This is a genomic window from Dokdonella sp. (genome assembly GCF_019634775.1).
In the GTDB taxonomy this organism is placed as follows: domain Bacteria; phylum Pseudomonadota; class Gammaproteobacteria; order Xanthomonadales; family Rhodanobacteraceae; genus Dokdonella.
The window spans coordinates 1,571,603-1,587,084 of record NZ_JAHCAS010000001.1 but is presented as its reverse complement, the minus strand read 5'-3'; the positions used below and the strand labels follow the sequence as shown (position 1 = coordinate 1,587,084).

At 67.4% G+C, this 15,482-nt stretch carries 11 protein-coding genes and 1 pseudogene; 5 read left to right on the top strand and 7 right to left on the bottom strand.

The annotated features are described in order from the left end of the window. Positions 1-28 precede the first annotated feature (28 nt). The 4 genes and pseudogenes from KF907_RS06730 (at position 29) to KF907_RS06715 (ending at position 7,133) form a co-directional block, all read left to right on the top strand. Positions 29-604 (top strand): ECF-type sigma factor, encoded by a 576-nt coding sequence (locus tag KF907_RS06730; protein WP_291219222.1) that lies wholly within the window; start codon positions 29-31, stop codon positions 602-604. Continuing rightward, positions 582-2,831, top strand: a pseudogene (locus KF907_RS06725) (serine/threonine-protein kinase); the annotation flags it as partial. The gene KF907_RS06730 and the pseudogene KF907_RS06725, both read left to right, overlap by 23 nt. 549 nt (positions 2,832-3,380) lie before the next feature. Beyond that, on the top strand, positions 3,381-4,451 hold the full coding sequence (locus KF907_RS06720; protein ID WP_291219218.1) for a choice-of-anchor Q domain-containing protein: 1,071 nt from the start codon (positions 3,381-3,383) through the stop codon (positions 4,449-4,451). A gap of 156 nt (positions 4,452-4,607) precedes the next feature. After that, positions 4,608-7,133, top strand: coding sequence for a choice-of-anchor Q domain-containing protein (locus tag KF907_RS06715; RefSeq protein ID WP_291219217.1), 2,526 nt, complete (start codon positions 4,608-4,610; stop codon positions 7,131-7,133). Positions 7,134-7,173: 40 nt separating this feature from the next. On the opposite strand, the gene KF907_RS06710 is transcribed toward KF907_RS06715, so the two are convergent. The 7 genes from KF907_RS06710 to KF907_RS06680 all read right to left on the bottom strand — a co-directional run bounded on the left by KF907_RS06710 (position 7,174) and on the right by KF907_RS06680 (position 14,073). Next, positions 7,174-8,391, bottom strand: a complete 1,218-nt coding sequence (locus KF907_RS06710; protein ID WP_472843827.1) for an acetylornithine/succinylornithine family transaminase — start codon at positions 8,389-8,391, stop codon at positions 7,174-7,176. Positions 8,392-8,407: 16 nt separating this feature from the next. After that, a complete protein-coding gene (locus KF907_RS06705) occupies positions 8,408-9,052 on the bottom strand; it encodes a hypothetical protein (protein ID WP_291219215.1) in 645 nt (214 codons plus the stop codon). A 26-nt stretch (positions 9,053-9,078) separates the two neighbouring features. After that, positions 9,079-9,906 carry an SDR family oxidoreductase gene (locus KF907_RS06700; RefSeq protein WP_291219213.1) on the bottom strand — a complete coding sequence of 276 codons (828 nt, stop codon included), beginning with the start codon at positions 9,904-9,906 and terminating at the stop codon, positions 9,079-9,081. A 10-nt stretch (positions 9,907-9,916) separates the two neighbouring features. Continuing rightward, positions 9,917-10,507, bottom strand: a complete 591-nt coding sequence (locus KF907_RS06695; RefSeq protein WP_291219212.1) for an LON peptidase substrate-binding domain-containing protein — start codon at positions 10,505-10,507, stop codon at positions 9,917-9,919. A gap of 41 nt (positions 10,508-10,548) precedes the next feature. Then, a complete protein-coding gene (gene wsfD, locus KF907_RS06690; RefSeq protein ID WP_291219211.1) occupies positions 10,549-11,955 on the bottom strand; it encodes a glycan biosynthesis hexose transferase WsfD in 1,407 nt (468 codons plus the stop codon). Positions 11,956-12,017: 62 nt separating this feature from the next. Further along, positions 12,018-13,463, bottom strand: a complete 1,446-nt coding sequence (gene mpl, locus KF907_RS06685) for a UDP-N-acetylmuramate:L-alanyl-gamma-D-glutamyl-meso-diaminopimelate ligase (protein WP_291219210.1) — start codon at positions 13,461-13,463, stop codon at positions 12,018-12,020. A gap of 43 nt (positions 13,464-13,506) precedes the next feature. After that, the gene (locus tag KF907_RS06680; RefSeq protein ID WP_291219208.1) at positions 13,507-14,073 is read right to left on the bottom strand and encodes an adenylate kinase; all 567 of its coding nucleotides are present in this window, start codon (positions 14,071-14,073) and stop codon (positions 13,507-13,509) included. A 121-nt stretch (positions 14,074-14,194) separates the two neighbouring features. On the opposite strand from KF907_RS06680, the gene KF907_RS06675 reads away from it, so the two are divergent. Next, a complete protein-coding gene (locus KF907_RS06675) occupies positions 14,195-15,451 on the top strand; it encodes a 6-phosphofructokinase (RefSeq protein ID WP_291219207.1) in 1,257 nt (418 codons plus the stop codon). Positions 15,452-15,482: the final 31 nt, after the last annotated feature.

The following is a 15,482-nucleotide window of genomic DNA, read 5'->3' as shown; positions in this document are numbered from 1 at the left end:
TGATGCTGACATCCAGCGGAGCGGGGCGTTGGAAACAACCCAGTTGATCGCAGCGGCGCGTGCCGGCGACAAGGCCGCCGAGGCCCGGCTGTTCAAGGCCACCTATGAAGACCTGCATCGCATGGCGCAGCGGCATCTCCTGCGCAGCGGCGCGGACATCGCGCGCGCGCAGTCGCTGGTCCACGAGGTCTACCTGCGCATGGCCGGCGCCGATGCCGGCCCGAACGACCGCCAGCACTTCTTTGCCCTCGCCTCGCGCGCGATGCGCCAGATCGTCGTCGACCACGTGCGCAAGCGCGGCGCGATCAAGCGCGGCGACGGGCAGGCGGCGCTGTCGCTGGACGAAGTGCCCGAACCTGCCCTGACCGCCCTCATTGCCGGACGCGACGACGAACTGCTCGGTCTCGACGCCGCGCTCGGACGCCTCGAGCGGTTCGACGAGGGTCTGGCGCGCCTCGTCGAACTGCATTTCTACGGCGGACTCGGTTTCGTCGAGCTGGCCGAAGTGCTCGGCCGCGCGGAGCGTTCACTCAAGCGCGACTGGGCCAAGGCCAAGGCCTTCCTCTACCGCGACCTCGCCCATGACGACCCCCACGCCGGATGACATCGCGCGCTGGCATCGCCAATCCGCCGCGCTCGACGAGCTGCTCGACCTCGATCCACTCGCACGCCACGAACGCCTGGCCGCCATCGAGCAGCAGGAGCCGGCGCTCGCCGCCGAACTGTCCGAGCTGCTCGCCGCCGCCGATGCCGGCGACGGCCTGCTCGATCACGGCCTCGGCATGCTCGCGCAACAGGCCTTGGCCGATGCCGAAGCGGAGCCCACGCGCGCGGACTGTGAACAGGTCGGCCACTGGCGCATCCTCCGCCCAATCGGGCGCGGCGGCATGGGCGAAGTATTCCTGGCCGAGCGCTGCGACGGCGGCTTCGTCCAGCAGGCCGCGCTCAAGCGCCTCAAGCGCGGCATGGACAGCGAGGACATCCTGCAACGCTTCGTGCAGGAACGCCGCATCCTCGCCGGCCTGACCCATCCGAACATCGCCCGCCTGCTCGATGGCGGCCTCGACGCTTCCGATCGCCCCTACTTCGTCATGGAGTACGTCGAGGGCACGCCGATCACCGAATGGGCGCGCACGCAGGCCCTGCCGCTGCGCGAGCGACTCTCCCTGATGCGCAAGGTCTGCGACGCCGTCGCGCATGCGCAAAGCCACCTGATCGTGCATCGCGACCTCAAGCCGTCGAACATCCTGGTCGACGCGCAGGGCGAACCGCACCTGCTGGACTTCGGCATCGCCAAGCTGCTCGGCGACGCCCAGGACGGCGATGCCCGCAACGTCCACGAAACCCGCACCGGCCTGCGCGTGCTGTCGCCTGCCTGGGCGGCTCCCGAGCAGATCCAGGGCGATCCGATCAGCACCGCGACCGACGTCCATGCGCTCGGCGTCGTGCTCTACGAACTTCTGACCGGGCAGTTGCCGTACCGCCGCGATCGTGCGCTGACCACCGGCAGCGCGACCTCCGCCGAATACGATTCGCTGGTGCGTCCGAGCCAGGCGCTGCGGCGCCTCGACGACAGCCAGATGACGCAGCGCTGGGGCGCGGCGGCACCGGAACCGGCGCGCCTCGCCCGGCTCGTTGCCGGCGACCTCGACCGCATCGTGCTGACCGCCCTGCAACCCGAACCCGCGCACCGCTACGCCAACGCCGCCGCGCTCGGCACCGACCTCGGCCTGTACCTCGATGGCCGTCCGATCAACGCGCGCCCGGATTCATCCGGTTATCGCCTGCGCAAGTTCGTACTGCGGCATCGTTTCGCCAGCGCCGCCACCGCACTCGTACTGATCGCCCTGATCGCCGGCTTCGGCACCGCGCTGTGGCAGGCGCGCCTGGCACGCGAACAGGCCGCCGAAGCCGATCGCCAGCGCACGCTGGCCGAAACTCATCTCGCCCAGGCCCAGACGCAGGCGCGTCGCGCCGAGGAAACCAAACGCTTCGTCGTCTCGCTGCTCAAGTCCAGCAACCCCGAGCTCTCCCGTGAGGGCGTGCAGACCAGTGCCATCGCGCTGATCCGCGACGCCGCCACCCGCGTGGACGGGCTGGACGATGCGCCCGATACGCAAGCCGAACTGCAGGTTGCCATCGGCAACGGACTGATCAGCCTGGGCGCAGCCGAGGAAGGCCGAGCGCGCGTGGAGACCGGCATCGCACAGTTGCGTACCCTCGGCCCGGATGCCTGGCCATCGCTCGCCGATGCGCTGCAGATCCAGGCCATGCACGACACCGCCACCGGAAAGCTCGACGAAGCCCGCCGCGCAGGCGAGGAATCGCTGGCGATCTACGACCGCCTCGATCGTCCCGACCTCGCACTGGGCCGTATCGCCACCCTCACAACGCTAGCCAAGAACACCCTGTTCCGAGGCGATCTGGCCGCCAGCCAGCAACTCTACGAACGCATCCTGTCCGAACGCTCCGCCCTGCTCGGTCCTGACGACCCACGCCTGGCCGTGGACTGGAACAACCTCGGCGCCACCGCCAGCCGGCGCGACCGCTACGCCGATGCCGAACACGCCTATGCACAAGCCAGCCGCCTGATGGCACTGGACCCGCAAGCGCCCGAATCGCGACAAGCCTGGCTGCACCTGGGTCGAGCCTCCGCACTGATCGGTCTGGGCCGATTCGACGAGGCTGAAACCGCCGGGCTTGCCGCACTGGAAGTCGCCGAGCGCACCCTGAATCCTGATCACCCGATGACGGCCAACGTCCGCACCATGCTCGCCCGGCTGTACCGGTACACCAACCGGCCCGATGACGCCGTGGACGCCGCACAGCGCGCCCGCGCCACCTTCAGCGCAGCCAACGCCATCCAGCTGGGCTGGACCGAGGCTCAACTCGGTCTGGCCCTCCTGGATCTGGGACAGAACGCGCAGGCATTGCCCGTTCTCATCGCCGCGGAAGACCACTTCGCCACTCGCAGCAACCGCGAGGAACCCGACTATTTCCTGATCCGCGCCGCCCTCGCGTTCACGCGCATCCGCAACGGCGACGCCGAAGCGCTTGCCCTGCTGGACGAGGCACTGGAAGAACTCACCCGCCGCCACCCGGGCCCGAGCAACGCACTGGCTGAAACCCTCACCCTGCGTGCGCAAGCCGCTGCCCTGCTCGGGCATGACGATGCGGCACAGTGGCGCGAGCGGGAAATCGGCGCACTCACCACGCTGCTCGGCCCCGACCACCCGCGCACGCGGGCGGCACATCGGCGCTCGCGCTGAACCACACGGTATCGCTTCAGCCGCATTGACGCTGCCCAGGCGGAAAAGTTGGCACGTTGATTCGGCCTTTTGCGTTTTTGCGCGTGACCCACGCCAACGGAAGATCACGCCATGTCCATCCGCCGTCTTGCCCGCCCCAATCCGCTACGGGCACAGCTGTTGGCCCTGCTGCTTGCGCTACCCGCACTATCGATGACGCGAACCGCCGCGGCAGCGACGTTCTGCGTCAATTCGGAAGCCACCGCCCAGGCGGCGCTCACGACAGCAGCCACCAATGGTCAAGCCGACATCATCCGCTTTCGCAGCGGCACCATCACGCTGACCCAAGGCCTGGTTTTCAGCACCGCCGGGGGCGGCGCCGACCACCTTGCACTGACACTCACCGGCGGTTTCAACGCCGACTGCACGCAGCGCACGGGCTCAACCGTTCTGAATGGCAACAACAGCGTGCGCGTGCTCGATCTGCAGCTTTTCGGCCCGCAGTCGCTTGTCGTCGAGCACCTGACCTTGCTCTCGGGTTACTCCAACTTCGGCGGCAACCTGTATGTCCGCCTCTTCGACCAAGGTGGCGGAGCAAGTCTGCGCATCGACAACAACGCCATCCTGCTTGGCAGTGCGCAAACAGCCAGCGGTGCCTTGGACATCTCCGGGTGGGGAACGCTGCGTATCCGCAACAATCTGATCACCGGGAACAGTGCCCCGAACTACGCTGTCGGGTCGATCAACCTGAACGGCAACAACTACCTGAGCAACAACACCATCACCGGAAACTCGAACACCGATGGCGAAGGCTGGGTGCTCTACACCAACCCGACCTCGACCTCCTCGAACCTGTGGCTGAGCAACAACATCCTTTGGGACAACGACAGCTATGGCGACGTCTATCTGTTCGGCCAAGGCACGATCAATCTGGTCCACAACAATATCGGTCGCCACACCAACGTCCCACTCGGCCCGGCCAGCGGCGGCAACCTGTCGGTCGATCCGCAGTTCGACAACTGCGGCTTTCTCTGCTTCCGCAAGCCACTCAAGCGCTCCTCGCCGATGGTCGACGCCGGTGTGAACAATCCGCAGGGCGGTCTGCTGGTAACCGATTTCGACGGCAACCCGCGCCAGGTCGGGCCGGCGGTGGACATCGGCGCATTCGAGCTTTGGAGACTGTTCGCGAACGGCTTCGAGTAGGCAGCGCCGCAGGCCGGGACGATGCAGGCCCACCGCCATCGCGGCCTGATCCGCCCCCATGGCATTCGGATCCTGAGTGCCACCTCGGCCGCGGTGGCCCGATTTGTGGTCGAACTGCGTTGTTGCCGGCAATCCTCTTTCGCCAAGGGCTCCGCCATGCCTTCGATCAGCACCACCGGCCGCCTTCGCCGGACCCCTGCTGCCACCGCACCCGCATGCCTCGCGGCCCTGCTGCTCGCGTTCGTCGCTCCGTCAGCGGCGGCGCAGGAAGAGTACTGCGTCAGCACCGTCGCCCAGTTCAATACCGCCTGGAGCAAGGCCCAGGTAGAACCGGTGGTCATCAAGATGACCACCGGCATCTGGAACATGAGCGGCAGCGGGATCGACTCCGATAATGGCAACCTGCTCACCGACCTCGAGCCCGTGCGTATCCAGGGCGGCTACTTGCCCGGGTGCGCAGCGCGCAGCGAAGATCCGGCTGCCACCGTCCTGACCGGCGCCGCCCTGGACATCGATGTCGGCTTTGACGGCTCCAGTATAGCGATTGAACGGCTGACCTTCCGCAACGTGCCACATCTGCGGATTTGGAGCGGCAACGGCAGCATAACTCTGGAGCGCCTCTGGTTCGATCTGGTCGGCACGTCGCTCCTGACCGGCGACAGAGTTGTCGTGCGCAACAGTCTGGTCACGCTCAGCGGCGGCACCCAGGGCGGCTTTGGCAACTGCGCCATCGAAGTGAACACCTACAACCTGGAGTCGATGCGCGTCGAACACACCACGTTCGCCAGCAACGTTGGCGACGGTGCCCTGTGCCTCGCCCGAGATGACCTTCCGGAAACCGACAACTGGCTCCTGCGGTTGTACAGCAACGTGTTCTGGGACAACACCCAGGACGTGCGTCTGCGCAAGCGCAACTCGGTGCCGAACATCGAGGTCCATGCCTTCAACAACATCTTCGGCAACGGCATCTCCGCCAATCGGCCTGTCTTCCCGGTAGCCGTGGCGACGCTGACGACCGACCCGCAGTTCGTCAACCCGGCGGCAAACGACTGGCGGCCCGCCGGCGGATCACCGGCGATCAACTCCGGTCGCGTGGAAATCAACCTGAACACCCAGAAAGACTTCGCCGGAAATCCACGCTGGTTCGGCACTGCCCCGGATCGGGGCGCATTCGAAAGCAATGTCGGCTCCACCACCACGGTGCTCAGCGTCAGCAACAGCAACGACAGCGGCCCCGGCTCGCTGCGCCAGGCGCTGATCGACGCCAACGCCGCGCCCAATCTCAACCACATCCACTTCAACATCCCCGGCGCCTGCCCGCGCGTCATCACACTCGCCTCGCTGCTGCCCACCATCGCCCATCCGGTCATCATCGACGGCTACACCCAGCCCGGCGCCAGCCGCAACAGCACCGTCGCCGGCAACAATGCAAACATCTGCGTGGTCATCGACGGTGCCAATCAGATCACCGGTGCCTATGGCCTGAATGTCGCCACCAACGCTTCGCCCGATGCCACAGTCAGCATCGAGGGCCTGGGGTTCTCCGGCCATTCCATCGCCGCGGTGCAGTTTGCCGGCGGGCGCGATCACCGCCTGGCCGGCGTGCAGGTCGGCGGCGCGTTCGGCAGCTTCACCGCCCTGCCCAGCGGCACCGGCGTGCGCATCGGTGGCGCAACCGAGGGCGTACGCATCGGCGGCCCTGAAGCGGGTGAACGCAACGTCATCGTGCATGCCCTCGGCAACGGCATCGGCATCGGCGGTTCAGGCAGCACCCATCCGCTCGGCGCAGTAGTCGAGAACAACTACATCGGCACGCGCAGCGGCGGCGACCTGCGTGGCAACGACATCGGCATCCGCATCACCGGAGGCAGCAACCATGTCATCCGCGGCAACGTCATCTCCAACAATGCCTCGCACGGCATCGAACTGACCGGTGGCAATGCCATCGACAGCCGCATCCTCGACAACCGCATCGGCATCCCGGCCCTATGCGTGGGCACCTGCGCCAACCGCGGCAATGGCGGCCACGGCATCCGCATCGCCAACGGCGCCGCCGGCCAGCGCGTCGAGGGCAATCGCATCGCCTTCAATGGCCTGGACGGCGCAGCCATCGTCAACGCCAACCTCAACACGATCCGGCGCAACCGCTTCCACGACAACGCCGGCATCGGTATCGATCTCGGGGACGATGGCCGCGACCTGGTCAACGGCAACAACACCCAGCCGCCGGCCAATGCCGCCAACGGGAATCAGAACAACCCAACCATCAGCAACGCCATCGGCACCTCCGCCCAGGGCACCGCCACCGGCACGCTGACCTCGCGCAATGGCTGGTACCGCATCGACTTCTACGCCGCGCCGCAATGCACGCTGGTCTTCGTCGGCGCACAACCACAGGGCTTCTGGGGCCAGGGCGAAGACTGGCTCGGCTCCAGCTTCGTGCAGATCAGCAACGGCACCAGCAGCAGCGACGGCAACGTGACCTTCCAGGGCGGCATCACCGGCCTGTCCGGCAACTACTTCGACAGCACGCGGCAGATCATGGCCACGGCCACGCGCCTGTCCGGCCCGCCGAACAATCCGCTGGTGCCACCACGGAACCTCGGCACCTCGGAGTTCGGCCGCTGCCGCCTCTACCAGGTCAGCGACGTCATCTTTGCCAACGGCTTCGATTCACCCTGAGACCAGGAGCCTGCGCGGCGAACGGCTCGCTGCGATGCCCTCATGCCGTGAAAGTGGCCAGCGCGGCCTCGAGCCGCGCCAGGCCTTCGGCGACATCCTCGGCGCCGATGTTCAACGCCGGCACGAAGCGCAGCACGTCGGGACCGGCCTGCAGCAGGAGCAGGCCTTCGTGCGCGGCGTGGTCGAGGATTTCTCCGGCGCGGCCGGCATGGTCCGGCGCGAGCACGGCGCCGAGCATCAGACCGCGGCCGCGCACCTGCGAGAACACGCCACTGGCGTTGCCGAGGCGCTCAAGCCCGATCCGCAGCGTGACCGACTGGCGCTCGACATTGGCCAGCAGTTCGGCTGAGGACAGCTTGCGCAGGGCGACGCGCGCAACTGCGGCGGCGAGTGGATTGCCGCCGAAGGTCGAGCCGTGTGCACCGAACTGCATCGTCTCGCTGGCCTTCTCGCCAACCAGCATGGCACCGATGGGAAAACCGGCGCCAAGCGCCTTGGCCAGGGTCATCACGTCGGGCTTCACCCCGACCCAGTCGTGCGCCCACAAGCGCCCGGTACGACCCAACCCGCACTGGATCTCGTCGAACACGAGCAGGGCGCCGAGCGCGTCGCAGCGTTCGCGCAGCGCGCGCAGGAACTCCGGCGTGGCCGGAACGACGCCGCTCTCGCCCTGGATCGGCTCGACCAGCACGGCGCAGACGTCGCCGTCGAGCACGGCATCGAGCGCGTCGATGTCGTTGAAGCGCCCGTAGCGGAAGCCGCCCGGCAGGGGCTCGTAACCCTGCTGGTACTTCGGCTGCGCGGTGGCGGTGACCGTGGCGAGGGTACGGCCATGGAACGAGCCCTCGAATGTGAGGATCGTGCGTCGTTCGGGTGGACGCCCGGCCTCGGCGGCGAACTTGCGCACCAGCTTGATCGCGGCTTCGTTGGCCTCTGCGCCTGAATTGCACAGGAACACGTGTCTGGCGAATCCGCTGGCCGCGACCAGTTCCGCGGCGAGATGGATCGGCGGTTCGCTGTAGAAGACGTTGCTGGTGTGCCACAGCCGCGCGGCCTGATCGTGCAGGGCGGCGAGGATGTCGGGATCACCATGGCCGAGCGAACTGACCGCGATGCCGGCGGCGAAGTCGATGTACTCGCGGCCCTCGATATCCCACAGGCGCGAACCCTGGCCGCGCTCGAGGACCAGCTCGCGCGGGCGGTACACCGGCATACTGCAACGGCGCGCCGCTGCGATGAGGTCGGATGTGATGCTCACGGATCGGATACCGGTTTCATGGAGTCAAGGGACAGACCGACTGGCCGACCGTGTCCGCACGCAGACCCGGCTCGATGGCCGCTGCGGCATTTTCCTCGGCGCTGGTGACGGCCTGCGGGATGTAGCTCGCGATGAGCGCCCCCACGACCGGGTTGCAGTTGTTGCTGGTCGAGTAATTGGTGATGTCGACCAGCGGCGTCTGCATGTCTTCGACGTGGACGCCGTCGATGCCGTCGAGGCGCATGAGGTAGTCGACCGTGGTCGTCAGGGTGACGCCGGTGATGTTGATCGTGCAGTTGCCGAACAGGCTCGTCGTCAACGGTACGGCGATGTCGCTCGCCGTTCCCGGCGCGCTGAACTGGCCGGCAATGAAGTCACCGGCAAAGTCCTGCGACTGCACCGTGACCGCGCAACCCGGCACGCCGCTGCCGCAGCCGTCCGGCGTGTTGCAGATCGTGTAGGCGATGCCGGACTGGTTGCCCGACTGCGGTGGCAGGCAGGCTGTGCGTCCGTCGACCTGGTTGCGCAGGCGGGCGAGGAAATCGGCCTTGGTCAAGGCGGACGACCAGCAGGTCTCGAAACCCTGGTGGAACACGAGGTCGGCCTGCGCGGACGAGGCGACCAACAAACCGAGAACGAGAACGAACGACGGCTTCGACATGATGTCTCCCCTGTGTGCCGGCGATCCTAGCGCGAAGCGTCGAGGAATAGATCGGGCAGCAATGGCTGGCCCGGCGCGACGGCATAGCGATCGAAGTCGCTGACGCCGGCCGCGGCGAGGACTTCGTCGTCGATCAGGAACTGCCCAGTGCGCTCGCGGCTCGGCGTGACCAGGATCGCGTGCGCGGCATCGGCGACGATGGCCGGGGTACGCGCGTTCGCGGTGGAGACACCCGGGATCATGTTCAACGCGTCCGTTGCGATCAGCGTGCGCGGCCACAGCGCATTGACGGCGATGCCCTCGGCGCGGAACTCTTCGGCCATGCCGAGCACGCACAAGCTCATGCCGTACTTGGCGATCGTGTAGGCGACATGCGGCCCGAACCATTTTGGATCGAGACTCGGCGGTGGCGCGAGCATGAGGATGTGCGGATTCTCCGCCTTGCGCAGGTACGGCAGGCAGGCCTGTGAGCACAGGAAGCTGCCACGCGCATTGACCTGGTGCATGAGATCCCAGCGCTTCATCGGCGTATCGAGCGTGCCGCGCAACCAGATCGCACTGGCATTGTTGACGAGGATGTCAATGCCGCCGAACTGCTCGACCGTGCGCGCGACGGCGGCGACGACCTGCTCCTCCTCGCGGATGTCGACCTGCAACGCCAACGCCCGCCCGCCGGCCGCCTCGATGGCCGCAGCGGCGGTATGGATTGTCCCGGGCAGCTTCGGGTTGGCGACGTTGCTCTTTGCGGCGATGACGATATTGGCGCCGTCGCGTGCCGCGCGCTCGGCGATGGCGAGGCCGATGCCTCGCGAGGCACCGGTGATGAACAGGGTCTTGCCGGCAAGCGTGCTCATGCGGATTCCTTCATGCGCGCTGGAAGCGCGGGATATGGTGGGTCAGGCGCCCGAGACGGGCGAGCGGATCGGTCATCTGCAACAACTCCTGGCGTTCGTGCGCCTCCAGCGGCAAGGTTTCGGCGAGACGGAACCCGAGCCAGCTCGCGTCGTCGTAGCGCGCACGTTCGACACGGGCAGGCGCACCGCCAATGCGTTCGAGCAGACGCTCGAGGATCGTCGCCAGCAGGCCATGTTCGGCCGGCACGGTGACGACCGGTTCGTCGGGCAGGAAACGCACCCGTGCGTGCACGAGCCCGTTGCTGCGCACGCGAGTCTCCTCGACATGGAAGCGCTCGCCACCCCTCACCTGGATACCGAGCAGACCACCAGGCAGGGTGTGGAAATCGCTGATGCGCGCGAGCGTGCCGAAGGCGGCGGGAATCGCCGGCTCGCCGACTTCGCCGCCTTCGAGAATCAGACACACGCCGAAACCCGAGCCGTCGCGCGCGCAGTCGCGCACCAGGTCGAGATAGCGCGCCTCGAAGATGCGCAACTGCAACTGCCCGCCGGGAAACAGCACGGTGGACAGCGGAAACAGCGGGAGGTCGGTCGATTCCACCGCGGGAGTCTAGGGATGCTGCAATCAATCCCGCAATGGCGTCATGACATCCGCAAGGCGCGCAGCCCGGCGACGAGATCCATTGCCAGCATCCATGCCACCAGCACGAGGGCGACCATCGACAGCGGAAACGCCAAGTGCGTGTGCGCGTGCAGGTCCACATAGCCGTCGCCGTATACCGCTACGCCGGTGATGAACAGCGGCAGCACGCAACAGGTCATCAGCAGCGCGTTCCCGGCCACCTGCGCGCCGTGTGTTCGCCGCAGAGCCATCACGCAAGCCAGCAGGGGCAAACCGAGCAGGCCGAATTTCCAGACAGCCATCGGCATCGCCTCGATGATTCGTGCAAGCGTCGGCACACCGGCGGGCAGTGGTGCGAGATCGAGACCGGCCACCATGCCAAGATGCGGCGACAACCACGGCCGCATGCGCTCGATGGCGCCGTTGACCATGCGCCAGATGATCATCGGGTTCGCCAGCAATACCCGGGTCACGCGACCACGCGAAAGCTCCAGCGACTCCGGGCACAGGCTTCCGTCCTGCATGCCGCGCATGTACCAGCTCTTGCCGACCGCCTGCAGGCAACGTTCCGACAGGCCGAGTTCGGCCATGGTGCGCGCGACGTCCGCGGACTCGGGGAGCATGGTCGGGAAAACCGTATTGACGATATTGGCCCGTGCGATGCCCACCGTGTGCGCCGAATTCATCTGCACGACCTGCACGCCACCGCCGACCACTCCACCGATGACCATCGCCAGCAGGGGGCGCCGCCAGCGTTGCGGATGCCGCCACGCCAACGGAAGCAGCAGGACGACGATCGCCAGCGGCAAGACGGCATGCTGGAGCTTGGTCAAGGCCAGCAGTGCCGCACACAGTCCCAGCGCGACCAACGCGATGCGCGATGGCTCGGCGTCCGTGGCGACCACGACCACGGTTCCTGCCAGCAGCGCATACAGGAACAACACGGCGGCAGCCTGCGCATAGAACGTGTTGAAGTAGACCAGGTTGCCCGGATCACACAGCACCAGCGCAACCAGGGCCGCGTGACCCACGGCCAGGTCCGCACGGCCAAGGGCAAGCAGACGATGCGTCACTGCGGCGGCGAACGCGAGCAGCAGCGCGAGCTTGATCCAGCCCTGCCAGCGCAACGAGAACGTCGCGTCGTCGCGGATCGCCTGTTCCACCCACATTCCCGGCACGGCCAGGGCGGCGAACAACAGTTCAGAGGTGATGAAGCATGGACTGTCCGAGTGCGCGAAACGGTAGCGTTCGAGGGGCGCGCGATGACTGGACGCCTCGATCGGCACATCATCGGCCCGCGCCGGAAAGACGTCGATGCAGGCCTGCACGCGGATCATGTCGAAATTGTTGGCGACGGCCAGCATCGGCTCGGCGGCGATGAACAGGATGCCGCGCAACGCTGCCAGCGCGAGCAGCAGCCAGGCCAACAACGATGCGGCACGCAGCACAGGCGGAACAGCCTCGCGCCGGAATCGCATCGGCGCCGGGCTCACTGGCCGCGCAGGCGCGCGAAGAACCGGCGCGGCGCGTCCTCGAAGCCGCCGTTGGACATGAAGACGACATGGTCGCCACTCCGCACCTCGCCGGCCAACGCGCCGAGCAGGGCATCGACGCTCGATGCCGTCGTGCCGCGTCCACCCAGCGCGCCGATCACGCGCTGTGCATCCCACGGCAGTTCGGGGCGATGCAGGAAGACGACGCGATCAGCGTCAGCCAGTGAGGGCGCGAGTTCTTCGGCATGCGCACCAAGCCGCATCGAGTTCGAGCGCGGCTCGAGGGCGACGACGAGACGGCCCGCGCCGACGCGCGCACGCAGGCCGGCCAGCGTGGTGGCGATGGCGGTCGGATGATGGGCGAAGTCGTCGAGCACGACGATGCCGGCATGCTCGCCGATGCGTTCGAGGCGACGCTTCACGCTGCCGAAACCGGCAAACGCCGGCAGCAGCGTGCGCACGTCGATGCCGACCGCATGAGCGGCGACCAGCGCGGCGAGCGCGTTCATCACGTTGTGGCGACCGAGCATCGACCAGCGCACTTCGCCGATCGCCTCGCCGCGCTGGCTCACGCGGAACACCGAGCCATCGGCTTCGACGAGTTCGGCACGCCAGTCGCCGGCATCGATGCCGAAACTCTCGACCGGCGACCAGCAGCCCATCGCCAGCACCTCGGCGAGGCGCGCGTCCTCGGCATTGACGACCAGGCAGCCGTTGCCCGGCACGATGCGCACCAGGTGATGGAACTGGCGCTGGATCGCGGCGACATCAGGGAAGATGTCGGCGTGGTCGTATTCGAGGTTGTTCAGGATCGCCACGCTCGGCCGGTAGTGCACGAACTTCGAACGCTTGTCGAAGAAGGCCGTGTCGTATTCGTCGGCTTCGATGACGAAGAGCGGGGATTCGGGATTCGGGACCGGGGATTCGACACCGCCGGGCAGGCTCCCGCGACCTGCTCTTTCCGTTCCCCAATCCCCAATCTCCAATCCCGGCCCCAGCCTGGCCGACACCCCAAAGTTCGCCGGCACGCCGCCGACGAGGAAACCCGGCGCGCGCCCGGCCGATTCGAGCAGCCAGGCCAGCAGCGAGGTGGTGGTGGTCTTGCCATGTGTGCCGGCGACGGCGAGCACGCGGCGGCCGGCGAGCACCTGTTCGCCGAGCCATTGCGGACCGGAGATGTAGGGCAGGCGCGTGTCGAGCAGATGTTCGACCGCCGGATTGCCGCGCGAAAGCGCGTTGCCGACGACGACGAGATCGGGCGCCGGTTCGAGATGGGCCGCGGCGTAGCCGGATTTCAGGGCGATGCCGAGCGCTTCGAGCTGGGTCGACATCGGCGGATAGACATTCGCGTCCGAGCCATCGACCTCGTGGCCGAGTTCGCGCGCGAGCGCGGCGATGCCGCCCATGAAGGTGCCGCAGATGCCGAGGATGTGCAGTTTCATCGCGCGGAGTCCCCGCCGGCCGCGGCCCGCGCGGCGGCGCGCATCAGTGCTTCGGCAAGGCGGCGGTGATGCGCGCGAACACCTCGTCGAGCGAGCCGACGCCGTCGACGACGACCAGCTTGCCGTGCTCGGCGAAGTAGCCCGCGACCGGCTCGGTCTGTTCGGCATACACACGCAGGCGCTCGCGCACGGTCTCGGGGGTGTCGTCCTTGCGCCCCTCGGCGGCGGCACGGCCAGCGATGCGCTCGACGATCAGTTCATTTGGCACTTCCAGCTTGACCGCCACGTCGAGCGGCTGGCCGATGCGCGCGAGCAGCGCCTCGAGCGCGGTGCACTGGGCGACGTTGCGCGGATAGCCGTCGAGGATGAAACCGGCCTTGGCGTCGGCTTCGGCGAGGCGCTCCTCGAGCATGCCGAGGACGATGTCGTCGGAGACGAGCTGGCCGGCCTCCATGACCGCCTTGGCCTTGAGGCCGAGCGGCGTGCCGGCCTTGACTGCCGCGCGCAGCAGGTCGCCGGTGGAAACATGCGGAACGCCGAGCGAGGTCTTCAACGAGGCAGCCTGAGTCCCCTTGCCCGAACCGGGTGCACCGAGCAGCACGAGTCGCATAGTGGTCCTTGGGTTGACGGCAGCGTGGACGAAAGCAGTGCTGCGCTAGACTCGGCAACGCTAGCCGCAGACGCCGATACAGTCAAACCGTGGCGCGGCAACGAACGACGAGGAACCATCCATGCAGGGCAAGCTGCTGTACGCGCAATCCGGCGGCGTCACCGCCGTCATCAATGCCACGGCCGGCGCCGTGATCGAGACCGCGCGCAAGCACGGCGTGCGCGTGCTGGCCGCGCGCAACGGCATCATCGGCGCGCTGCGCGAGGACCTGATCGACACCTCGAAGGAATCGGCCGCGGCGATCGCGGCATTGCGCCACACCCCGGGCGGCGCGTTCGGCTCGTGCCGCTTCAAGCTCAAGTCGATCGAGCAGGACCGCGCGCGCTACGAGCGCCTGATCGAGGTGTTCCGCGCGCACGACATCCGCTGGTTCCTCTACAACGGCGGCAACGACTCGGCCGACACCTCGCTCAAGATCTCGCAGGTCGGCAAGGCGCTCGGCTACGACGTCACCGTGGTCGGCGTACCCAAGACCGTCGACAACGACCTCGCCGTGACCGACTGCTGCCCCGGCTTCGGCTCGGTGGCGAAGTACACGGCCGTGTCCGTGCTCGAAGCCAGCCTCGATGTCGCCTCGATGGCCGAATCCTCGACCAAGGTCTTCGTCATCGAAGTGATGGGCCGCCACGCCGGCTGGATCGCCGCCGCCGCCGGCCTCGCCGGCAAGAGCGCCGACGAGGCGCCGCACGTGATCCTGTTCCCCGAGATCGCCTTCGACGAGGACGCTTTCCTCGCCCGCGTCAGGGCCACCGTCGAGCGCGTCGGCTGGTGCACGGTCGTCGTCTCCGAAGGCGTGCGCGACAAGGAAGGCCGGTTCCTCTCGGAAGTCGGCACGCGCGACGCCTTCGGCCATGCCCAGCTCGGCGGCGTCGCCCCGCTGGTCGCCCAGCTGGTCAAGGACCGGCTCGGCTACAAGTACCACTGGGCCTTGCCGGACTACCTGCAGCGCTCGGCGCGCCACATCGCCTCCAAGACCGACCTCGACCACGCCTGTGCGGTCGGCAAGGCCGGCGTCGAACTCGCCCTGGCCGGGCGCAACGCGGTCATGCCGGCGATCATCCGTACTTCCGATGCACCGTATCGCTGGAAGATCGAGGCCGTGCCGTTGGCCAGGGTCGCCAACCACGAGAAGAAACTGCCGAAAGGCTTCATCAGCCGCGATGGCTACGGCATCACCGCCGCCGCGCGGCGCTACCTCGAACCACTGGTCCGTGGCGAGGCGTCCCCGCCGTACGGCCGCGACGGCCTGCCGAAATACGTGCGCCTGAAAAACATCGTAGTCGCGCGCAAGTTGCCGGAGTATGTGATCGCCGATTGATTGGATCGGCCGCGAAACCGCGTAAGGTGTG

Coding starts and splice junctions, on each gene's coding strand:
- KF907_RS06720 (WP_291219218.1), top strand. CDS start 3,381: ATGTCCATCCGCCGTCTTGCCCGCCCCAATCCGCTACGGGCACAGCTG.
- KF907_RS06715 (WP_291219217.1), top strand. CDS start 4,608: ATGCCTTCGATCAGCACCACCGGCCGCCTTCGCCGGACCCCTGCTGCC.
- KF907_RS06705 (WP_291219215.1), bottom strand. CDS start 9,052: ATGTCGAAGCCGTCGTTCGTTCTCGTTCTCGGTTTGTTGGTCGCCTCG.
- KF907_RS06700 (WP_291219213.1), bottom strand. CDS start 9,906: ATGAGCACGCTTGCCGGCAAGACCCTGTTCATCACCGGTGCCTCGCGA.
- mpl (WP_291219210.1), bottom strand. CDS start 13,463: ATGAAACTGCACATCCTCGGCATCTGCGGCACCTTCATGGGCGGCATC.
- KF907_RS06680 (WP_291219208.1), bottom strand. CDS start 14,073: ATGCGACTCGTGCTGCTCGGTGCACCCGGTTCGGGCAAGGGGACTCAG.
- KF907_RS06675 (WP_291219207.1), top strand. CDS start 14,195: ATGCAGGGCAAGCTGCTGTACGCGCAATCCGGCGGCGTCACCGCCGTC.